The organism is Pseudomonas sp. S11P7, from assembly GCF_023195435.1.
In the GTDB taxonomy this organism is placed as follows: Bacteria; Pseudomonadota; Gammaproteobacteria; order Pseudomonadales; family Pseudomonadaceae; genus Aquipseudomonas; species Aquipseudomonas fluorescens_G.
On record NZ_JALPKS020000002.1, the window covers coordinates 4,502,741 to 4,523,771 of the forward strand.

The window sequence follows — 21,031 nt, forward strand, 5'->3', positions numbered from 1 at the left end:
GCAGCTCTCAACTGCATTTTATGGAGTAAACATTATGATTCCGGTGATCTTGTCAGGTGGTAGCGGTTCGCGTCTGTGGCCACTTTCGCGTAAGCAGTTCCCTAAACAATTCCTCGCCCTGACCGGCGAACACACGCTGTTCCAGCAAACCCTGGAACGTCTGGTGTTCGAAGGCATGGACACCCCGATCGTGGTCTGCAACAAGGATCACCGTTTCATCGTCAACGAGCAGTTGGCCAATCGCAACCTGGAATGCCAGCGCATCCTGATGGAACCGTTCGGCCGCAACACCGCACCGGCCGTGGCGCTGACCGCGATGATGCTGGTCAATGAAGGCCGTGACGAGTTGATGCTGGTACTGCCGGCCGACCACGTTCTGGAAGACCAGAAAGCCCTGCAGCGCGCTCTCGCCCTGGCCACCGTCGCCGCTGAAAATGGCGAAATGGTGCTGTTCGGCGTGCCGGCAACCAAACCGGAAACCGGTTACGGCTACATCAAATCCACTGGCGATTCGCTGCTGCCGGAAGGCGTCAGCCGTGTTTCGCACTTCGTTGAAAAACCGGACGTCAAGCGCGCCACCGAATACGTCGAATCCGGCGGTTACTACTGGAACAGCGGCATGTTCCTGTTCCGCGCCAGCCGTTTCCTCGAAGAACTGAAAAAGCACGATCCGGACATCTACGACACCTGCCTGCTGACCCTTGAGCGCAGCCAGCAGGATGCCGACACCGTGACCCTGGACGAAGCCACGTTCGCCTGCTGCCCGGACAACTCCATCGACTATTCGGTGATGGAAAAAACCCAGCGCGCCTGCGTCGTGCCGCTGACCGCTGGCTGGAGCGATGTCGGTTGCTGGTCGTCGCTGTGGGAAGTCAACGAAAAAGACGCCAACGGCAACGTTAGCAAAGGCGATGTGGTGATTCAGGACAGCAAGAACTGCATGATCCACGGCAACGGCAAACTGGTCTCGGTGATCGGTCTGGAAAACATCGTTGTGGTCGAAACCAAAGACGCCATGATGATCGCCCACAAGGACAAGGTTCAGGGCGTCAAGCAGATGGTCAACACGCTCAACGAACAGGGCCGCAGCGAAACCCAGAACCACTGTGAAGTCTATCGTCCGTGGGGCTCGTACGACTCGGTGGACATGGGTGGCCGCTTCCAGGTCAAGCACATCTCGGTCAAGCCGGGCGCGTGCCTGTCGCTGCAGATGCACCACCACCGCGCCGAACACTGGATCGTGGTCAGCGGCACCGCCGAAGTGACCTGCGACGAGAACGTGTTCTTGCTCACCGAAAACCAGTCGACCTATATCCCGATCGCTTCGGTGCATCGCCTGCGTAACCCGGGCAAGATCCCGCTGGAAATCATCGAAGTTCAGTCGGGTTCGTATCTGGGTGAAGACGACATCGAACGTTTCGAAGATATCTACGGCCGTTCCACCCCGATCGAACGCGGCGTGTCGGTGAAAACCATCGCGCAGTAATCGCTCTGAAAAAAGAAGCCCTCGTCCAGCCCGTTGCGTCCCCTATCCGCAGCGGGTTGGGCGGGGGCTTTTTCATTCAGCCACCGACTGTCTTTTGCCGCTTCAGAATCGGGCCGGTGCGCTGTCCCAGCGAATTCGCTCGTCCCGCATAAGGTTTGGGTGCCACCAAACCAATGAAGTCCTGCGTACGGCTCAGTTTCTGCACGGTACCCTGTGTCTGGCTGGAGAGCGCGGCGACGTTTTCAAACAATTCGGGGTCATTGCTGCCAATACCCGCAAACTCAACGGCAATGGCCTGTGTTCTGTATTCCAGCATGGCACTGGTGTCAGCTGCGTCGTCATAAACCTGGCTCAAGGCATCCGCATTCAGTCCCTGACCGGCGCGGTGGAACTCACGCGCGATACCGACCATTCCCGAGGCCAATGAGCCAATCGAATCTTCCACCTTGGAGATCACTTTGTCCGTCGCTGCGTCCATGAGCTTGTCAGCGACAAGCGCGCGCCCCTCGGCGTCTCGCGGATCATGCGCCTGCATCTGGATCTGCACCTGCAACCTGGCTCGCATGGGAAGCCCGGATAGCTTGAATTGAGCTCGATCGACGCTTTCGATGAGGGCTTTGGGATTCAACTCATTCCCGGTCAGGTTGATCGGCCTGTTCAACTGGAAGGCATCCGCCGTCTTGTCAAAGAGTTTGCCTGCCATCTTGCCGCCAACCTTCGCGCCTATCACTCCGCCCATGGCGCCCCCTGCAGGCGTCGCGACCAGTCCGCCTACGAGTGTCCCGACAGAGCCGCCGGCGGCAGTGCCAAGCGCACTCGCTGCGGTGCTGCCAGCCTGTGTAAGGACTCGCCGAATCAGCGCTCGAAAACGCTGCCCCGGCTGGAGCTGATTGATAATCGAGTTTTGAATCACAGAAACGGTGGAGCCTACGGAGTCCAGAAGCTTGCGTTGGTTGTTCATGCTTTGCGCCAGCATCTTTTCATCTTTGCCTGCACCATCGCTGTCCGCGTAGCGGATGGGCGAATTGCCAACCATTTGAAAGAGATTCGGCCCATCGACAAATCCTTTGGGATCCGGGTTGAGCCAGCGCTGCAACCACGGCATGTAATAGCGATACCCATAGTAATAAAGCCCGGTCGCGTCACGCTCTTTGCCTGAATACCGCACTGTCTTGTAGCTGACGTCGGGCTCATCCGCCCATGCCGTCGCACCGAAGGGATAGAAATGCTCGCGACTGATCAGTTGCCCATCAGCGTCCAGCTCAAGGCTGATCGAACCCAGATGATCGCTGAAACTGTATCGGTAAAGATCGTTGATACCGGTCGGTGGCGGGCTCTCCCAGTGCAGAACGCGAACGCTGTTGAGTCCGGTCTCTACGATGATGACTTGCAGCCTTTCCCCGGTGCCGGTGTCGGCACGCATTTCCAGGCCCGGCAGATAACGGACGTCGGTGAGCAGACTGCGTGCGCCGGCCAGGGATAATCGCGTTTTACGTACACGTTGACCGGCGCCGTCGTAGAGATAGCTTTCGCGATCATCAACCCTTGATTCGCGTTGCACGGCCACGACCGAGTCCAGCTGATTGCGCAGATTCCACTGCAACTGGCGCCCCTGATCCAGCAACAGCAAATTGCCCCGCGCATCGAACGCCGCGCCAATCTCTGCCTCATCAGGCGGTACACCATTGCGCCAGGGCAGACAGCGATTGCTATAGCGCGCGGCTTGCAATTGATGCCCGGGACTCTGTGCGCCAACGTGGGTCAGCTCGAGCAAATTGCCGCCGGCGTCATAACGGTACCTTTGAGTGTAATTGGCGACCGCGGTCGGCCCGCCACCGGCGATGCCGGCTTCCCAACCACTGGCCTGGCGGAGTTGCGAAAGACTGTCGTGGCAATAAAGGCTGACGGGTTCGATGCGCTGGTTGGCGAACCAGCGCACTGGCAATGCCTTATCCTCGATACGCGTTACATTGCCTACCGGGTCATAGTCATAAAGCAGGTGCTGCAACACATTGCCCAGTCGGTCCTGCGCATGACGCGAGCTCAACCGACCGTCTTCGGCACGGTAACCCAGCGTAGTCAGCACCCCGTTGCCCGCCAGTTCGTGTGTGACTTGCCCGTGTGCGTCGTAGCGTATATCGCTGACAACCGGGTAGCCCTCCGTCTGCAACCCGAGCTGCAGATCAACCGCGCGCAAACGACCATCGAGGGTCAACGCGAATGTCTGCCGATGACCGCCGACATCCACCTGTTCCAGCACAGCGTCGTAGGGCGCAAAGCGTCGATGCGTAGACGCGCCCGCGCCGGCTTCCAACAGTTTCTGCCGATCCGTGACGGCTTCCGGCCAGTCTGGGGTAACCGGTTCAAGGGTGAAATGCCGAGTGTTTTTGCTGCACTGTCCCGTGATTGAAAACTGCTCGAACAGCACGCTGCCGGCCGGATCGTCATGACGGATCAATTGTCCGAGCTGATTGTGCAGCGGGTCGCCAGCATCGGGCGAGCCATAGGCAAAACGTTCGGCACAGCGCCGCGGCACGCCAGCACCTTCTTCGAACACGGCGAGCGGTCGCAGCAGATCATCGTATTCAACCTCACGGCGGGTCATTCTGCTGTCCCAACCGAGCAGTTGCTCGCCTGCCAGACCACGCAAATGGACGCTGCCCCCGGCATCGGTGCTGACCGAGCGCAGCACGCTGTCGTTCAAGGCGCAGACGCTGACGACACTGGGCGGCGTATCGGGATCGTCCGCCTGCAGAGCCCACAGCCGTGCGTCCCATTGCTTGACGGCGCGTCCGGCCGGGTCGCGCAGCGTCCGCTCGATCCGCTTCTCGCTGGGCAGCGCTGCATCGGCCCGCCAGTAATTGATCGTCAGGATTGCCAACCCCCGCGAATCGTTGACGGCTAGCGTTGGCGTTTTGCTGTGGATGCCCATGATCTGTCAACGTCCGTGTGTGCCCTGGACCAGTTAACCGGTGCAGGCTAGGCAGCACCACTGTCAGAAATTACAGTCCCGACCAACGGTGACCTGATAACCGACATGAATATCCATCGCGCAACGCCTTCGGTAGGATGGGCTCATTCATCCACGGAGCGTTCAAGCATGTTCATCGGCGTCCTGTTGGTCATCACCTGGCTGATCCTGTTGCTGCGCTATCCGGCCAAGGCGCTGCCGGTGTCCGTGGCGGCGGCGATTGGCCTGGGTGTTGTCGCGATGTGGGTGGTGTGGCTGGACAACCGCGAGATCAAGCAACTGGCGCGGCTGGAACTGCGCATTGCCTACGCGCCGGATCAATGCCCGGCCGATCGCCCACTGCAACTGAAAATGAATAACGGCAACGACGTACCGCTGACCGAACTGCGCTGGCGCATCGCGGCTTATGCCCCGGGCGACACGGTCAACCTGGCCGACAACCAGTACACTGCCCCGCGCTATCGCGGCCCCGGTGAATTGCAGGCCGGCGGCAATTGGCAAGACTGCCTGCCGCTGCCACCGCTGCGTCCCGGTTATCGTCCGCAGACCCTGGAGTTTCGCGCCGAGCATTTGCAGGGCAGTTTCTCCGATTGATCTCCCCTTTCATTTTCTGCACAAGGAATGCGCCATGCCCGTTGCGTTGATTACCGGTTGCTCCAGCGGCATCGGCCGCGCCCTCGCCGATGCCTTCAAAGCGGCGGGTTACCAGGTCTGGGCCACTGCGCGCAGGGCCGAAGACGTGGCGATGTTAGCCAGCGCCGGCTTCACCGCCGTGCAACTCGACGTCAATGACAACCCCGCGCTGGAGCAACTGGGCGAGCGCATCAACCGCGAGCATGGCGGCCTCGATGTGCTGATCAACAACGCCGGTTACGGCGCGATGGGGCCGCTGCTCGACGGTGGCGTAGCGGCCATGCAGCGGCAGTTCGAGACCAATGTGTTTTCGATTGTCGGCGTCACCCGCGCGCTGTTTCCAGTGCTGCGTCGAGCCAAAGGATTGGTGGTGAATATCGGCAGTGTGTCCGGTGTACTGGTCACGCCGTTTGCCGGCGCCTATTGCGCTTCGAAAGCGGCGGTGCATGCGCTGAGCGATGCCTTGCGCATGGAACTGGCACCGTTCGGCATTCGTGTGATGGAAGTGCAGCCCGGCGCGATCCAGTCAAGCTTCGCCAAGAATGCCGGGCATGAAGCCGAGCAACTGATCAACGAGCAATCGCCGTGGTTCCCCCTGCGCGAAGGCATTCGCGCACGGGCCAAGGCCTCGCAGGACAAACCGACCCCGGCCGCAGAGTTTGCTGCGGTGTTGCTCAAAGCCGTGCAGAAGAGCAAGCCGCCGCGGTTGATCCGTATTGGCAATGGCAGCCGCGCGTTGCCGTTACTGGCGACGTTATTGCCAAAGGGCATGCTGGAGTCGACGTTGATGAAGCGCTTCGGATTATGTGGGCAGCTCTGAGACCGTATCGCGATCGTTACCAAACCACTCGTGCATACTTTTTCCAATAGCACACCTGTCAACTCTGACAGTAGACGACCTCTGACCGATGCCACACGATGCTCAAACGGGAAATCGGTGGACTTCTGCAACTTGGCGTAACTCATTGATCGGCGGTCAGCGTTGGCCAAGAGCAAAGGAAAACCTTTCATTGGAAGCAATGCTTTAGCGCATTGATCAAGCGGGTCTGTACCAAGAGGTCCTCATGAACACTGTTCAACGACATCAACCCGGTAGTCCGAACCTTGATTTCGGAGTATCTGGCGAACTTACGCTGCGTCGCCTGGATCTTCCCGAAGAATTTAACGGAACACGTTTGGTTAAAGGACTGGCTTTACAACCCGATGGAAAAATAATTATCGGGGCCGAACTGTTCAACGGTAAGTCAGATCGCAGCGTCTATGCCTTGATCCGCTTGCACACTGATGGCAGCCTCGATAAAACATTTGCGGAACAGGGCATTCAAAGCGCCAGCTTCGTAAAAGGTCAGAGCTGTGGCAGTGGCAAAGTAAGGGTGCTGGCCGATGGCAAGCTATTGTTGCTGGGCTGGACGCTCCGCGAAGATGACGGCTGGGCACATTTGGTCATTGCCCGCTTCAATCAAAATGGAAACGTGGATGAAGGCTTTGGTGACCATGGACGACTCATCATCGAAAACGCCGAGCGCAGCAAGTTCGTAGTGACATCGGAAACCATGCAAACCACCACTCAAGACAATTTTTTCGTGACAGCGAACTATGTCGATCCGCATGCCTCCGATCACTTCAGCGGGCGTATCTTCAGCGTCCGTCCGGATGGTTCGTGGAACACCGATTTCAACGGTACAGGCCGCCTGGACTTCAGAGTCGACACCACCGGGCCGTTCACGGCAGTCAACGCTTGTCTGGAACAAGGAGACAAACTGCTGGTTGCGGGAAACGCACTATGGCACGGACTGGATCACGCTTACGTCGCCCGGATTAGCCATGACGGCCAGCTTGATCAGCGCTTCGGCGATCCGAAAACCCCGGGCCTCCACATCCTTCGGATCAATCAAAAAGACTGTAAATTCAATGACTTAAACAAAAAATCCGATGGCAGCCTGGCTTGTTTCGGGCAGTGCGGGGCCGATGCAGAACCAGACAGCCAGGGTCTGCTGACCCTGCTGACGCCCAACGGCACACCGCATCGGATCTTCAATAGGGGCCAGCCCCTGCTCACCCACTTTGATGGGGCATCGGAGGGAGTCCGCTGGCGTTGTGGCTACATACAGCAGGATGGCCGCATCGTAGCGCTGTCGGGAGACCTCGAATTGTACTTGGCACGGATTCTGCCGGATGGCCAGGCGGATCAGGAATTTGGCAACCTGGGTCACGTAAAACTGAACAACGCGGACGTAGGTAAACTCCCGCCTTGTCAATTAGTCGCGCGCTCAGACAACTATATCTTTTTGTCCTTCAATTTCGAGCACTTGAGCGGGTTAGGACGAATTGACAGTTACATCGGTTGATCCGCATCGGCGATGGCTGCCGGGCGTTGCCGTTGTTGGCGGAGTTGTTGCCAAAGGGATTGCTGGAATCGACGTTGATAAAGCGGTTCGGGTTACGCGCAAAGTTTTCTGAGACCGGGTTGACGCTTTCGCAAGCAGGCTCGCTCCCACATGGGTTCTCTGTCATGCCGAGGGTCCCCTGTGGGAGCGAGCCTGCTCGCGAAGAGGCCGGATCAGTCAACACTCAGCGCCACTCTTTCATGAAATCAATGAACGCCCGCACTTTCAGCGGCAAATGCCGGGTATCCGGGTACAGCGCATACACCCCCTGCTGCGCAAACCGGTAATCCACCAGCAAACGCTGTAACCGCCCCGCTTCCAGATCATCCTGAATCAACCATTGCGGCAAAATCGCCACACCTTGCCCGGTCAACGCGAACGCCCGCAACGTCGCCGAATTGTCCGCGACGATGGCAGTGGTTCCCGGTTTTGGCAGGTAGACATGTTCCTCACCGGCCGGATCGGTCACCGTCAATTCCGGCACTCGCCCATGACCCAGGGTCGGCATCGACTCCAGCGTGGCCAGCGTCACCACCGGCGCAAAGCGCTCGACCAATCCTGGCGCCGCCACGGCAAACACTTCAAACGTCGACAACTGCACCGCACGCAAATTGGAGTCGTGCATGCGCCCCAGACGAATCGCCATGTCAAAGCGCTCGGAGATCAGATCGGCATGTGTCGAAGACGTCGACAAATGAATGTTCAATTGCGGTTGCTGCTGGCGAAACACCTCCAGCGCCGGCACCACTTGAGCCAAGGCAAACTCGACAGTCGTGGTGATGCGCAATGTGCCTTTGAGTTGTGCGTGCTCGGACCGCGCCTCTTCGATCGCCAGCCGCGCTTCATCCAGCGTGCGCAGACAGCGTCGATAAAAGCGTTCACCGGCATCGGTCAGCGCCAGTTGCCGCGTGTTACGCGTGAGCAAGGTCACGCCCAGTTCTTCCTCCAGGCGCTTGAGGTTGAAGCTGACCACCGCGCGCGTCTGCCCCAGCGTATCGGCCGCAGCGGTCAAGGAACCTGCTTCGACCACGGCTTTGAAGGTGTCAAAACGATCCAGGCTGACCATGACCAAGGCGCTCCTTGTCAAAATAATTTTGACAAACTAGCAGGCGAACCAGCGTTTTCCTATCGCCAGAAGCGCCTTACCCTGCACGTCTCATCACAGGGAAGCTGCCATGGCTTATCGCTCGAAAGTCGCGCTGGTGTATTTGTTGGGCTTCGCGCTCGACCTGCTGAACATGTTCGTCGCCAGCATTGCCTACCCCGACATCGCTCAACAACTGCACGCCTCGGTGACGCAACTGGCGTGGATCAGCAACGCCTACATGTTGGGCCTGACGCTGATCATTCCGTTGAGCGTGTGGCTGGCGACACGGGTCGGCGAGCGGCGGCTGATCCTCGCGTCGCTGCTGTTGTTCGGCGTGGGTTCGGCGCTGGTGGCACAGGCCGGTTCGATCGAAAGCCTGATTGCCTGGCGACTGCTGCAAGGCCTCGGTGGCGGACTACTGTTGCCGGTGGGGCAAGCCCTGGCGTATCGACAGTTCCCGGCCACGCAACGCGCGCACTTCACCGGTGTGGTGTTGCTGGTGGCGCTGCTGGTACCGGCACTGTCGCCAGCGGCCGGTGGTTTGATTGTTCAGGCGTTGTCGTGGCGCTGGATTTTTTACCTGAATCTGCCGCTGACACTGCTCGCATTCGGGCTTGGTCTGCTCTGGCTGAAAGCCGATCAGCCTCTTAGTGAGCGCCCGACGCTGGACATCCGCGGCCTGCTGCTGGCGGCCTCGGCGCTGAGTCTGTTGTTGATCGCCGTGAGCCTTTTGAGCGACGCCGAGAGCCGAATCGTCGGCGTCTTTGTTCTGGCGCTGAGCCTTCTGACTCTGTGCATGTATCTGCGTGATGGCTGGTACAAATCCGGCGCGATCCTCGATCTGCAACTGATCAAGCACCCGTCGCTGCGTCTGGCGATGCTGATCTACCTGTGCGTGCCGGGAGTGTTCACCGGCACCCACATGATTGCCGTGTTGTACCTGCACACCCTCGGCGTCGGCGCGGCGCAGACCGGCGCATTGATGCTGCCCTGGGCCGTCGGTTCGGGCGTGGCGATCATGCTTGGCAAACGCAGTTTCAATCGCATCGGCCCCAAGCCATTGCTCAGCGCCGGCATGCTCCTGCAATGCCTGGGCATCGTACTGCTGATGCACATCGAACAACCGGCGAGCACGCCGTTGATCATCGCCTACGCGCTGATGGGGCTGGGCGGCAGCCTGTGCAGTGTCACCGCGCAGACCTTGGCGTTTGTCCGCATCGCGCCAGAAAAAATGGGCCACTCCAGTGCCCTTTGGAACATCAATCGCCAACTCGGTTTCTGTCTCGCGGCGGCGCTGCTCAGCTCCCTGTTGGGCGCGTTGGGTGGTAACGGTTTCCACGGGTGCTTTATCGCCGCCGCGCTACTGACCCTGTTGCCCATGGTCGCCGTCCTGCGTTTCGACTCGACGCACGTGCTCGCGCTATTGAACCCACCTGCCCTTGAGGAAAAAACTGCATGAACGACGCCACGCCCTACCTGGACGAAGTGATTCAGGCGCACGAAGCCATCGAACGATGGTTTGCCGTAGAAGAAGAGGACGCCGCGCTGCAGCGTTTGCTGGGGCGTTTTTCGCCACGCTTTTCCATGGTGACGCCGTCGGGCCGAGCACTGGATGTCGACGCCTTGCGCCTGCTGTTTCGAGCCGCCGGGGGACAGAAGAAAGGTTTCCGAATCCAGCTCAGTGAGTTACGCGTGATTGCCTTGCATCAGCGTGGCGCGACCGTGAGTTACCGCGAACAGCAGAGCGATGCCAGCGGAGTGCACACGGATCGGCGCTCGACGGTGGTGTTTGAAAAGCTCGAATCCGGGCGGGTGTTGTGGCTGCATTTGCAGGAGACGTTTTGCAGTGAGTGATTGATTTCCGGTGTTGGTCTGATACACCGAGTCGCCCTTATCGCGAGCAGGCTCACTCCTACAGGTGATCTTCGGTGTAACGCAGATCCAGTGTAGGAGTGAGCCTGCTCGCGATGCAGACGACGCGGTTCATCAGTTATCCAAAGCATCCTGCCTCACCACCACCGTGCAAGTAATCCCCGCCGCCAGCAACACCCCTTCCGGCACTTCATCGATGTGAATCCGCACCGGTACCCGTTGGGCCAGGCGCACCCAGTTGAACGTCGGGTTCACATCGGCGATCAACTCGCGGCTTTCCGGGTTGTCGCGGTCGTAGATGCCGCGTGAAATGCTTTCCACATGGCCCTTGAGCACTTCGCCGCTCATCAACTGCATCTCGGCCTTGTCGCCGACTTTTACGTGCGGCAGTTTGGTCTCCTCGAAGAAGCCGTAAACCCAGAACGAATTCATGTCGACCACGGCCATTTTCGCCTCGCCGATGCGCGCGTAGTCGCCGCGATGCACGTTGAGGTTGGTCACGTAACCATCCACCGCCGCGCGCACTTCGGTGCGTTTGAGGTTGAGTTCGGCGGCTTCCAGTTGCGCTTGCGCGTGTTGGTAATCGGCGAGTGCAGCGTCGGCGATGTTGCTGGCGTCGTCGCGGTTTTCTTTTGAGATCACCAGATTGTCGAGGTCGGCGCGGCGATGGGCGTTGACCTTGCGCATCTCCCACGTCGACTTGCGCGCAGCGACCAGCGATTGCGCCTGTTTCACCGCGATGCGGTAGTGCTCGGGGTCGATGCGCATCAGCAGATCCCCCTTCTTCACCAACTGATTGTCACGCACCGGCACCTCGACCACTTCGCCGGTGACGTCGGCGGCGACGTTGATGATGTCGGCGCGGACGCGGCCGTCGCGGGTCCACGGCGTGTTCATGTAGTGCTGCCACAAGGTGCGGCCGATCCACAACGCCAGGGCCAGCACCAGCAGGGTTGCGAGCAGGCTGAAAAACTTTTTCATCAAGATCTTCTCAACGGTAGACAGTCAGCGCCATCGCGCCGAACAGACAGGTAAACAGGCTCAGACGCAGCAGCGCCGGGTGCCAGAAAAAGCGGTACAGATCGAACCCCGAAAGGAAGCGGTCGAGCGCCCAGGCCAGCGCCGCAGCGATGAAAAACATCAGGGTCATGGTCGGCATGTACACGCCGTGGAAGGCTATTTCACGAGGCACGGGCAGGTCCTTCGGGGCTGACGATGGCGTATTCAGCGAGCGGTGATTGCGGATCGAGCAGCGAGGTGCGGATGAAGTGCAGGTAGCTTTTCACCCGACGCAACGCCGAGGTATCGAAGTGCGGCGCGAACGGCTCGTCGGTGGCCGCAACGCGACTGATCGCATGGTCGACGGCGACCAGCGCCCGTTCCAGATTGCTCGAGTTGGGTTGCAGAAACAGCCGCACCAGCGCGCGGCCCATCACGCGGATCGCCTGACGCCACGGCTGCGATTCGGCGTAGGCCGGATGCACCGGCAGAATCGCCTGCTCCTTGCGCAACTCGATGATCGCGTGACCGACTTCCAGCACCACGAACATCCAGCGCAGCAGGTTCTTCTGCACCTTCGGCTGGCCGGCCGCAAGGCCATAAGCCTGATGCAGCAGATCGCGGGTGCGGCTCTCGAAACTCGATGCCAGCCCCTTGAGTTTGCCGCTGATTGCGTAGACCACTTGACCGCGCAGATCCTGCTCCAGCCGCTGCCACAACCAGCGACTGTTCGGCGGCAGAATAATCGCCCCCGCCGCCGCGCAAACGAGCATGCCCATGACCATGGCGATGTAGTCGTTGATGAAGGTGTAGGGGTTGTAGATCGTCAGGTTGTCCGGCACTGATCCGGTGCTGAAAAAAATCAACAAACCGAGGCCGACCCCGGCGTATTGCGGCCGCGAGGTGAGGAACGAACCGAGCACGATCACCGGAGCGAGCATCACGCACAGCAGTGGGAAACCGTCGATCAACGGAAACAGGAAAAACATCTCGACGAAGCCGATCAACGCACCGAGAAACGTCCCGCAGGCCATCTGAAACGCCATGCGTTTGGGGTTTGGCGTGGCGGCGGACAAGCCCACGGTGGCGGCGGCAATCAGGGTCATCGTCGCGCCGCTCGGCCACGCCGTGGCGACCCAATAGCTGCCCAGCAACAGCAGAATGAACGAGGCGCGAATCCCGGAAGCGGCAGCCGCCCACCAGTTGGTCTGTGGCATGAACGGTTCGTCCCAGCGCTCGCGTTCGTGCCGGTGCTCGGCGAGGGACGCGTGGGTCTGGGCGTAGCCGTGCAAGTCGTCGACGAAGCGATAAAGCAATTCGTACGCGGTGTGGAAGTCCAGTTGTTCGGCCTCGCTCGGCGCGGTCTCCTGAAACAGCCCGCGCAGGGTCCGCACGCGCGCCGGCAAACCGTCCTTGTAGATCGCCAGCGCTGTCGCCAGACGTGCGGCATCGGGGCTGGTCAGGGCGCGGCCACTGAAACCGTCGAGCACTTCGGCAAGGTCCTGCAGACCCGGTTTGATCGCCGCGACAACGTGTTCTTCGCCATTGCCGCGCAAGCGTTCAAGCAACTGGTGCAGGGCGTTGAAACGCGTGGTGATGCCCATGAATTCGCTGTTCAAACGGCTCAGCCGACCATTGCGCCGACGCATGTGCGGGTCTTCGAACACGGTCACGCTGCGCAACCCTTCCAGGCCCACGGCTTCGGCAATGAAGCGCACGTTGCTGGCCTCGAAGGCCTCGGCTTTGCTGCGCCCGCGCAGACCATCGGTGACGAACAGCGCGAACACGCCGAAGCGCTGATACAAGGCGTTGCGCATGGCGGCGCTGGCGGTCTGCGGCAGGATCGCCGCGCTGATCAGGGTGGCGCAGAGAATCCCCAACGAGATCTCCAGCACACGCCACACCGCCGCCATGAACGCGCCGTCGGGGTGTGCCAGTGCCGGTAAACCGACCATCGCCGCGGTGTAACCGGCCAGCACAAAACCGTACGCGCGAAAGTTACGGCAGCGCGCCGCGCCAGCCGAGCAGATGCCCACCCAGATCGCCAGGCAACCGAGAAACAGTTCGGTGTTCTGCGCAAATAAAGCGATCAGCGTGACCATCATCGCCGACCCGGCCAATGTGCCGAGGAAACGATAGAAACTCTTGGCGAACACTTGACCGCTCTGCGGCTGCATGACGATGAAAACGGTAATCATCGCCGTACGCGGTTGCGGCAATTCCAGGCGCATCGCCAGCCACAAGGTCAGGAATGCGGCGATCAACACTTTGAAAATGTAGACCCAGGTCACGCCGTCGCTGCGCGCCCAGTCATAGAAACCGCGGCGCCATTCCAGGGTGTAGAGCCAGCGTATGGGTGCGGGCAAGGGCGTCATTCAGATGTGCTCAATGAGATTTGGTCTGGTCGCAGAACCTGTGGGAGCGAGCCTGCTCGCGAATGCGTTTTCATATTCAACATTGACGTCGACTGATACACCGCTTTCGCGAGCAGGCTCACTCCTACAATGGGATGTGGGTTCACTTCAGGAGTGCCGGGGTTTTCGGCGCCTGGGTCTGCTCGGCACTTGGCACGTCGCTGCCGGCACCGAGGCCGCCACCCAACGCCGTCACCAGTTCGGCATGCGCACTCAACCGCGCCGCCTGCACCAGCTGCTGCACTTGCTGCTGTTTGAACAGCAAGGTCTGCGCGTTGAGCACGTTGAGGTAATCGGTGAGGCCGCGCTGGTAAGCGATCATCGCGATGTCGTACGTTTTCTGCGCCGTGGCCACCGACTCGGCGGCAAAGCCTTGCTGCTTGTCCATCGATTCGCGGCGGATCAACTGGTCGGAAATGTTCTTCAACGCGTTGATCAGCGTCTGGTTGTAGTGCGCCACGGCGATGTCGTAACCGGCCGCCGCCTCGCCCAACTCGGCACGCAATCGCCCGCCATCGAAAATCGGCAATGAAATCGCCGGGCCGACGTTGTAGTTGAGTTTCTTGCCCGTCAGAAACTCCAGCGCGCCGCCACCGGTGGCCATATAGCCGAGGCTGCCGACCAGATCGACGTTGGGGTAAAAACCCGCATGAGCGACATCGATGCCGCGCGCCTGCGCCGCCACTTGCCAGCGACTGGCGACCACGTCGGGACGCTGGCCGAGCAGATCGGCGGGCAACGCCGAAGGCAGTTTCAATGCCGCGCCAAGGGCCAGGGTTGGGCGCTGCAACTGCGCACCCGCGCCCGGTCCCTGGCCGGCGAGCGCGGCGATCTGATTGCGGCTCAGGGCGATTTCTTCGTCCAGCGCATCAAGTTGGCGATGGGTTTCCGGCAGCGGCGTTTCAGCCTGGCTGACTTCGAAGTGCGTGCCGATCCCGCCATCAAGACGTTTCTGCGCCAGATCGAGAATTTGCTGTTGCTGCGCCAGCGTCGCCGCGACGATGTCACGCTGGGCGTAATGCAGCGACAGTTCGATGTAGGCGCGCACGATGTTGTTCTGCAGTTCAAGCTGCGCCAGCCGCGCCTCGGCGACGCTCATGTGCGCCAGATCCACCGCGCGCTCACTGGCATTGCTCTCACGCCCCCAGAGATCGAGCGCATAGCTGAAACCTAACGCGGCGTTGTTGTCCCAGGTCGTGGTGTTGGCCAGCTCGCCGGGGCCATAGAACTGATCGGTCGGCCAGTTGTGCCGTTTGAGCGTCGACTGGCCATTGACCTGCAACGACTCCGCCGCCTCGGCGACGCCGGCCAACGCCTTGGCCTGGCGCACCCGCGCGGCGGCCATGACTATCGTCGGGCTGCCTTGCACCGCGAGGTCGATCCAGTGGTTGAGTTGCGGGTCGCCGTAGGCTTGCCACCATTGCGCGCTGGGCCAATGGGCGTCACGGGCGGCGTGGGCAATGGCCTCGTCGGTGGCCAGTGAATTGGCCGCCAATGCCTCGCTGTGCGGGGCGATTCCTTGCGTTGAGATGCAGCCGCCAAGACCCAGGGTGAAAGCCAGAACACTGAGCGGCAAAAGCGCTCTGTTGATGCGACGCGGCACAGCTGCGAATTCCTGAAAAGGGGATAAACCGGGACGTTGTGGACGCGAGCCTGCTCGTCAAAGCAGCAACTTGGGTCGGGCTGAACAACCGGCCTGTGCGCCTCGACTCCCACAACGGCGCAATTCTAGGGGGGCGCCTTTGCGGCGATAAGCTGGGTTTTCTGTGAATCTTTGTTACGGTTAACGCGATAATCCTTAAGTCTGGGGTCTCAGCCCCTGAAACTTCGTGTCACAATTTGCCATCTCCCTTGAGAGCACCCCATGGACACCTTGCAAAACATGCGCGCCTTCAGTTGCGTCGCCGAAGCCGGCAGCTTCACCGCCGCCGCCGTGCAACTCGACACCACCACCGCCAACGTCTCGCGCGCGGTTTCCAACCTCGAAGCCCACCTGCAAACCCGCCTGCTCAACCGCACCACGCGGCGCATCGCCCTCACCGAGGCCGGCAAGCGCTACCTGCTGCGCTGCGAGCAGATCCTCGCCTACGTCGAGGAAGCCGAGGCCGAAGCCAGCGACGCCCACGCCCGCCCCGCCGGACAGTTGAAAGTGCACACCATGACTGGCATCGGCCAGCACTTCGTCATCGACGCCATCGCCCGCTATCGCAAGACCCACCCGGACGTGACTTTCGACCTGACCATGGCCAACCGCGTGCCGGATCTGCTCGACGAAGGCTACGACGTGTCCATCGTGCTCGCCAGCGAACTGCCGGACTCGGGTTTCGTCTCACAACGCCTGGGCATCACCTACAGCATCGTCTGCGCCTCACCGGCCTACGTGAAAGCCAACGGCGCCGCGCAAAAACCCAGCGACCTGCTCAACCACGCCTGCCTGCGCCTGGTCAGCCCGGTGATCCCCCTGGAAAAATGGGCCTTCGACGGCCCGGACGGCCAGGAAATGGTCACCATCAACAGCTCGCCGTTCCTGGTGAACTCCGCCGACGCCATGAAAACCGCGATCACCAGCGGCATGGGCGTGGGCGTATTGCCGGTGTACGCCGCCATCGAAGGCCTGCGCAACGGCACTTTGGTGCGAGTGATGCCGAACTACCGTTCCCAAGAGCTCAACCTGTATGCGATCTACCCGTCGCGGCAGTATCTGGATGCAAAGATCAAGACGTGGGTCGAATACCTGCGCGGCTCGTTGCCGGAAATACTGGCGGCGCATCAGGCGGAACTGGCGGCGTATGAATTGAGCGGGAGTCTGGCCGGCGTGCGCGTCGCCAACTGAATGTAGCGTTCTGCCGACGTTGCTGAACGGGTGCGATTGGCGTTGGCAGTCCTTCTGACGTTCGATTCTCTTTATTGTCAACTGTCAACTCTGACAGTTGACGGGGCTGCCCGTCACTCCTAGCTTGAAAACGTCGCCAGACTTTGTCTGGTTCACGGAACGATCAACGCCAAGGAGTTCATCATGTTCACCAGGCATCAGTTTCCCATTATCAAAACCTCTCCCTGCATCGGGAGTTTGACCGCCCGCATATCGGGTGATCTGGGCTTCACCTCGGAAAGCTTAGGCTTCGCCCACGACCACTACACCACCGACAATAAACTGCACTTGTCTTTAAACACGGTGCAGCTCACTACCGATGCAAATGGAAACCAAATCGAGCGTGGCATTGAAATAGTGTTCCCACACGACGTCTCGAGCGGCACCTATAACTTCGAAGATAAAAAAGTCTGTGCGACTTTTTGGAAGATATGGCAAGTGGAGACCCATATCCGCTTTGAAACTTACAGTGCTGATACCGGTTCCATCACCTTGAGTTTTGATCATGATCTAGAGGTGTACAAGGGGAGCTTACAGTTCAAATCTGCTGGCGCTGAAGGTAAGGAACTGGAAGTCAATGATGGCAAATTCTACATTGAAGGGCGGGACAGTATTTCGCTCTGAATCTGCGTTGGCCAGGACTTCGACAACAACAATAAGGAACACCAGATTCATGATGGTCGTATTGATGTTCAAGACCTCGAGATTATCGAGGGGTGAAGGGTTGTAAAGTCCGACCAAGCCAGCCACTCCCTGCCCAAAACTGAAAAGCCCCTCACCCTAACCCTCTCCCTGTATGTACCGGACACATGGTGGACAGGTGTTCGGAGACATGGTGGACACTTTTTAATAGGCACATTGCTCATCATCAAGGAGATGACCTGTGTCCTGGCAAGAGGCATCCACCATGCAACTTCGTACAGAGTTTGTGCATTTGGCTCGGCAAGAAGGAGCGAATGTTCGGCAGCTTTGCCGTCGATTCAATATCAGCCCAAGTACTGCCTACAAATGGCTCAACAGGTTTGAAATATCAGGTGTAGAGGGGTTGCACGATCAGTCCCGTCGACCGAAAACATCACCGAAACGTTGTGCTGATGAGGTTGAGCAGCAGATTCTGACCATGAGTCAGCAATACGACGCCTGGGGTGCCCGCAAGCTCAAGCGCGTGCTGGAAGATGAAGGCGCTGTGATGCCCTCTGTCAGCACTGTGCATGCGGTTTTGCAGCGTCATTCGCGTGTTGATCCAAAGGCTACCGAGATCAAACCATTTATCCGCTTTGAGCACGAAGCGCCTAACGATCTATGGCAGATCGACTTCAAGGGACATTTCAGTCTGAGTCACGGACGCTGCCATCCATTCACAATACTGGACGACCACTCACGCTTTTCGCTGTGCATTGCCGCATGTGCCAATGAGCAGCGCCAAACTGTACAAGACCATCTAATCCGGACGTTTCGACGCTACGGTCTGCCGTTGCGCATGACGATGGACAACGGCTCGCCATGGGGCGATCAGACTGGCGTTTATACTGCGCTGGAAGTCTGGCTGATGAGCCAAGGCATTAAGGTCGGTCACTCCCGGCCTTATCATCCGCAGACTCAGGGAAAACTGGAGCGCTTCCACCGCAGCCTGAAAAATGAAGTCCTGCAAGGCCGGTTTTTCACCGATCTCGACGACGCACAACGGGCGTTTGATACCTGGCGCGACATCTACAACCAGAAACGCCCTCATCAGGCGCTGGGCATGGCGGTGCCGGCGGCTCGTTACAGTGGCAGCCCACGGGAATATCAGGAGCGACCGGCGGAACCGGAGTACAACGACGCAGATGTGGTCAGGAAGGTACAGGTGGGAGGCGAAATCTTCTGGAGGAATCGGGAATACAAGATCGGAAAGGCTTTTTATGGCAGGTGCATAGCGATCAGGGAGACGACGGAGGACGGCATCCACGATGTCTACTGGAGTAGACATCGTATCGCCCGAATCGACTTGAACTTGCAGATCGTGACGGCAGGTAAGAAGATCTAAAACCGTCCACCATGTCTCCGAACATGTGTCCACCATGTCTCCGGTACATACACTCCCGGAGGGAGAGGGGACCGACCGCAGCGAATGCGAAAAGTACGCCGACCTGAAATACCGAGTCGTACGCAAACTTCGAAGCCAACCAAAATCGGCTCCCTCTCCAGAGGGAGAGGGCTGGGGTGAGGGGCAGCCACACCACAAACCTAAAGCCAACCACCCGCTCCTAACCACTCATTACAATGAGCGAAGCTCGAGTGCTCTTGATCTTGCCTAACCGGCGACATCGGAAGGCTGAGTGGAGGGATCGATCCGGGCGTGGGAGCGCAGCGACCGTCTGGCGCAGCCAGACACAGCGCAAGGAGGTGCAGCGAAGCAAACCGTAGCCGCTGCGCCCGGATCGATCCCGGAGCGAAGGGACCCGAGCCTGCGAGGGCCGAACGCAGGAGCAAGCCTTTTCGGTTACCTTTTCGGCGTCTGGAAAAGGTGACTCGCCGTAAGGGCGAAACCGCCATCAGCATCACCCAAAAAACGGATATTCACCCAAAAACCCCGGAGCCTGGTCGGCCCAGAGGCCGCCAAGACAACCCAGCCCAGAAAATGTTAGCGTGCTTTCAATCAAGCCGCACGACGAGCCCCGAGCAATGAAAAAAACAGTCCTGGCCTTCAGCCGCATCACGCCGCCCATGATCGAACGCCTGCAACAGGAGTTCGACGTCATCGTCCCCAACCCAAAGAGCGGTGACATCAACGCCCAATTCAACGAAGCCCTGCCCCACGCCCACGGCCTCATCGGCGTTGGCCGCAAACTCGGCCAGGCACAACTCGAAAGCGCGACCAAACTCGAAGTGGTCTCCAGCGTCTCCGTCGGCTACGACAACTACGACCTCGACTACTTCAACCAGCGCGGGATCATGCTCACCAACACCCCCGACGTGCTCACCGAAAGCACCGCCGATCTCGCCTTCGCCCTGATCATGAGCAGCGCCCGCCGCGTCGCCGAACTGGACGCCTGGACCAAGGCCGGGCAATGGCAAGCCAGCGTCGGCGCGCCCCTGTTCGGTTGCGACGTCCATGGCAAAACCCTCGGCATTGTCGGCATGGGCAACATCGGCGCCGCCGTCGCTCGCCGCGGCCGTTTCGGCTTCAACATGCCGATCATCTACAGCGGCAACAGTCGCAAGACCGAACTGGAAAAGGAACTCGGCGCACAATTTCGCAGCCTTGAGCAACTGCTCGCCGAAGCCGATTTCGTCTGCCTGGTGGTGCCGCTCAGCGACAAGACCCGCCACCTCATCAGCCACCGCGAACTGGCGCTGATGAAACCGAGCGCCATCCTGGTCAACATCTCGCGCGGCCCGGTTGTCGATGAACCGGCACTGATCGAAGCCCTGCAAAACCAGCGCATCCGTGGCGCCGGGCTGGACGTCTACGAAAAGGAACCGCTGGCCGAGTCGCCGCTGTTCCAGCTGAGTAACGCCGTGACCCTGCCGCACATCGGCTCGGCCACCACCGAAACCCGTGAAGCCATGGCCAATCGCGCACTGGCCAACCTGCGCAGCGCCCTGCTCGGCGAACGTCCGCAGGATCTGGTCAACCCGCAAGTCTGGCGTGGCTGAAAAAACAACGGGCAAGTGCACATTGCACTTGCCCGTTAGTTATATATACACAACTTGCAATCGAACAACGACCAAACTTCCACAACCGCACTATAAGCTCTCCGTATCCGTCTATCTAAAGACATTTGCCATGGAGAGCCAATACCGTGAACACCCTGACCACCGAAAAACTGATCCGTTACAGCAAAGTAATCCTGATGGCCTACATCAGCTTCTTTGGACTATTGGTAATGATTCACAACTTCACCGACTACGAATCAAACTACACTTACGTTGCGCATATCCTGAGTATGGATACCACCACCGCCAGCGAGAGTATCAAGTATCGGGCGATTGAGTCACCGATGGTCCACCACCGGATCTACTGGTTCATCATTACCCTGGAAGTTACCTATACCGTGCTCTGCCTGATCGGCACCTATCAGCTGTATCGGCATATCAACTCCTCCGCCGAGATTTTCCATGAAGCGAAAAAGTTTTCAATCATGGGTATTCTGGCGGCTATTTTCATTTACTACGTTTGCCTGCAAACCGTCGGCGTCGAATGGTTCGACATGGACACTTCGCAATCCTGGAATGCCAAAGACTGGGCCCGACATATTGTCGACTTCATCTTTCCGGTAATGATTTACATCAGCTTGAAAGTTGAGCACTGAAGTTCGGTGCTCAAT

Annotated in this window: 17 protein-coding genes and 1 pseudogene; 12 read left to right on the forward strand and 6 right to left on the reverse strand. The window is 59.4% G+C overall.

Annotation, left to right across the window (positions count from 1 at the left end; all coding sequences use genetic code 11):
* Positions 1-34: 34 nt before the first annotated feature.
* Positions 35-1,486, forward strand: a complete 1,452-nt coding sequence (locus M0746_RS20830) for a mannose-1-phosphate guanylyltransferase/mannose-6-phosphate isomerase (RefSeq protein WP_090281856.1) — start codon at positions 35-37, stop codon at positions 1,484-1,486.
* Between the two features lie 76 nt (positions 1,487-1,562).
* Here the strand turns inward: M0746_RS20830 and M0746_RS20835 are convergent, their stop codons facing one another.
* A complete protein-coding gene (locus M0746_RS20835) occupies positions 1,563-4,418 on the reverse strand; it encodes an RHS repeat-associated core domain-containing protein (RefSeq protein ID WP_258450450.1) in 2,856 nt (951 codons plus the stop codon).
* Positions 4,419-4,586: 168 nt separating this feature from the next.
* On the opposite strand from M0746_RS20835, the gene M0746_RS20840 reads away from it, so the two are divergent.
* From M0746_RS20840 to M0746_RS20855, 4 genes and pseudogenes are all read left to right on the forward strand, one after another.
* Positions 4,587-5,051, forward strand: coding sequence for a multidrug transporter (locus M0746_RS20840; RefSeq protein WP_258450451.1), 465 nt, complete (start codon positions 4,587-4,589; stop codon positions 5,049-5,051).
* A gap of 34 nt (positions 5,052-5,085) precedes the next feature.
* Complete coding sequence (locus M0746_RS20845) at positions 5,086-5,910, forward strand: SDR family oxidoreductase (protein WP_258450452.1); 825 nt, start codon at positions 5,086-5,088, stop codon at positions 5,908-5,910.
* Between the two features lie 244 nt (positions 5,911-6,154).
* The gene (locus tag M0746_RS20850; RefSeq protein ID WP_258450453.1) at positions 6,155-7,438 is read left to right on the forward strand and encodes a hypothetical protein; all 1,284 of its coding nucleotides are present in this window, start codon (positions 6,155-6,157) and stop codon (positions 7,436-7,438) included.
* Positions 7,432-7,542, forward strand: a pseudogene (locus tag M0746_RS20855) (SDR family oxidoreductase); the annotation flags it as partial. The gene M0746_RS20850 and the pseudogene M0746_RS20855, both read left to right, overlap by 7 nt.
* 119 nt (positions 7,543-7,661) lie before the next feature.
* Here M0746_RS20855 and M0746_RS20860 read toward each other — a convergent pair.
* Positions 7,662-8,543, reverse strand: a complete 882-nt coding sequence (locus M0746_RS20860; protein ID WP_258450454.1) for a LysR family transcriptional regulator — start codon at positions 8,541-8,543, stop codon at positions 7,662-7,664.
* 109 nt (positions 8,544-8,652) lie between these two features.
* Between M0746_RS20860 and M0746_RS20865 the strand changes: the two genes are divergently transcribed.
* Both M0746_RS20865 and M0746_RS20870 read left to right on the forward strand, forming a co-directional pair.
* Positions 8,653-10,023: an MFS transporter gene (locus tag M0746_RS20865; RefSeq protein ID WP_258450455.1), complete on the forward strand. Its 1,371-nt coding sequence runs from the start codon at positions 8,653-8,655 to the stop codon at positions 10,021-10,023.
* The gene (locus tag M0746_RS20870; RefSeq protein ID WP_258450456.1) at positions 10,020-10,418 is read left to right on the forward strand and encodes a DUF4440 domain-containing protein; all 399 of its coding nucleotides are present in this window, start codon (positions 10,020-10,022) and stop codon (positions 10,416-10,418) included. The genes M0746_RS20865 and M0746_RS20870 overlap by 4 nt, the downstream gene beginning before the upstream one ends.
* A 132-nt stretch (positions 10,419-10,550) precedes the next feature.
* On the opposite strand, the gene M0746_RS20875 is transcribed toward M0746_RS20870, so the two are convergent.
* The 4 genes from M0746_RS20875 to M0746_RS20890 all read right to left on the reverse strand — a co-directional run bounded on the left by M0746_RS20875 (position 10,551) and on the right by M0746_RS20890 (position 15,452).
* The gene (locus M0746_RS20875; RefSeq protein WP_258450457.1) at positions 10,551-11,417 is read right to left on the reverse strand and encodes an efflux RND transporter periplasmic adaptor subunit; all 867 of its coding nucleotides are present in this window, start codon (positions 11,415-11,417) and stop codon (positions 10,551-10,553) included.
* A 10-nt stretch (positions 11,418-11,427) separates the two neighbouring features.
* Complete coding sequence (locus M0746_RS20880) at positions 11,428-11,628, reverse strand: DUF1656 domain-containing protein (protein WP_015096751.1); 201 nt, start codon at positions 11,626-11,628, stop codon at positions 11,428-11,430.
* Positions 11,618-13,810 carry an FUSC family protein gene (locus tag M0746_RS20885; protein WP_258450458.1) on the reverse strand — a complete coding sequence of 731 codons (2,193 nt, stop codon included), beginning with the start codon at positions 13,808-13,810 and terminating at the stop codon, positions 11,618-11,620. Before M0746_RS20885 ends, M0746_RS20880 begins: the two co-directional genes overlap by 11 nt.
* A 142-nt stretch (positions 13,811-13,952) precedes the next feature.
* A complete protein-coding gene (locus tag M0746_RS20890) occupies positions 13,953-15,452 on the reverse strand; it encodes an efflux transporter outer membrane subunit (protein WP_258450459.1) in 1,500 nt (499 codons plus the stop codon).
* 261 nt (positions 15,453-15,713) lie between these two features.
* Here M0746_RS20890 and M0746_RS20895 point away from each other — a divergent pair, with 261 nt between their 5' ends.
* The 5 genes from M0746_RS20895 to M0746_RS20915 all read left to right on the forward strand — a co-directional run bounded on the left by M0746_RS20895 (position 15,714) and on the right by M0746_RS20915 (position 21,016).
* Positions 15,714-16,682 carry a LysR family transcriptional regulator gene (locus tag M0746_RS20895; protein ID WP_258450460.1) on the forward strand — a complete coding sequence of 323 codons (969 nt, stop codon included), beginning with the start codon at positions 15,714-15,716 and terminating at the stop codon, positions 16,680-16,682.
* 183 nt (positions 16,683-16,865) lie between these two features.
* A complete protein-coding gene (locus M0746_RS20900; RefSeq protein ID WP_258450461.1) occupies positions 16,866-17,345 on the forward strand; it encodes a hypothetical protein in 480 nt (159 codons plus the stop codon).
* A 259-nt stretch (positions 17,346-17,604) separates the two neighbouring features.
* Positions 17,605-18,747, forward strand: a complete 1,143-nt coding sequence (locus M0746_RS20905; protein WP_446731279.1) for an IS481 family transposase — start codon at positions 17,605-17,607, stop codon at positions 18,745-18,747.
* Between the two features lie 638 nt (positions 18,748-19,385).
* A complete protein-coding gene (locus M0746_RS20910; protein WP_258450462.1) occupies positions 19,386-20,360 on the forward strand; it encodes a 2-hydroxyacid dehydrogenase in 975 nt (324 codons plus the stop codon).
* 146 nt (positions 20,361-20,506) lie between these two features.
* Positions 20,507-21,016: a DUF2165 family protein gene (locus tag M0746_RS20915; protein ID WP_258450463.1), complete on the forward strand. Its 510-nt coding sequence runs from the start codon at positions 20,507-20,509 to the stop codon at positions 21,014-21,016.
* Positions 21,017-21,031 lie beyond the last annotated feature (15 nt).

Coding starts and splice junctions, on each gene's coding strand:
- M0746_RS20830 (WP_090281856.1), top strand. CDS start 35: ATGATTCCGGTGATCTTGTCAGGTGGTAGCGGTTCGCGTCTGTGGCCA.
- M0746_RS20835 (WP_258450450.1), bottom strand. CDS start 4,418: ATGGGCATCCACAGCAAAACGCCAACGCTAGCCGTCAACGATTCGCGG.
- M0746_RS20840 (WP_258450451.1), top strand. CDS start 4,587: ATGTTCATCGGCGTCCTGTTGGTCATCACCTGGCTGATCCTGTTGCTG.
- M0746_RS20845 (WP_258450452.1), top strand. CDS start 5,086: ATGCCCGTTGCGTTGATTACCGGTTGCTCCAGCGGCATCGGCCGCGCC.
- M0746_RS20850 (WP_258450453.1), top strand. CDS start 6,155: ATGAACACTGTTCAACGACATCAACCCGGTAGTCCGAACCTTGATTTC.
- M0746_RS20860 (WP_258450454.1), bottom strand. CDS start 8,543: ATGGTCAGCCTGGATCGTTTTGACACCTTCAAAGCCGTGGTCGAAGCA.
- M0746_RS20865 (WP_258450455.1), top strand. CDS start 8,653: ATGGCTTATCGCTCGAAAGTCGCGCTGGTGTATTTGTTGGGCTTCGCG.
- M0746_RS20870 (WP_258450456.1), top strand. CDS start 10,020: ATGAACGACGCCACGCCCTACCTGGACGAAGTGATTCAGGCGCACGAA.
- M0746_RS20875 (WP_258450457.1), bottom strand. CDS start 11,417: ATGAAAAAGTTTTTCAGCCTGCTCGCAACCCTGCTGGTGCTGGCCCTG.
- M0746_RS20885 (WP_258450458.1), bottom strand. CDS start 13,810: ATGACGCCCTTGCCCGCACCCATACGCTGGCTCTACACCCTGGAATGG.
- M0746_RS20895 (WP_258450460.1), top strand. CDS start 15,714: ATGGACACCTTGCAAAACATGCGCGCCTTCAGTTGCGTCGCCGAAGCC.
- M0746_RS20900 (WP_258450461.1), top strand. CDS start 16,866: ATGTTCACCAGGCATCAGTTTCCCATTATCAAAACCTCTCCCTGCATC.
- M0746_RS20910 (WP_258450462.1), top strand. CDS start 19,386: ATGAAAAAAACAGTCCTGGCCTTCAGCCGCATCACGCCGCCCATGATC.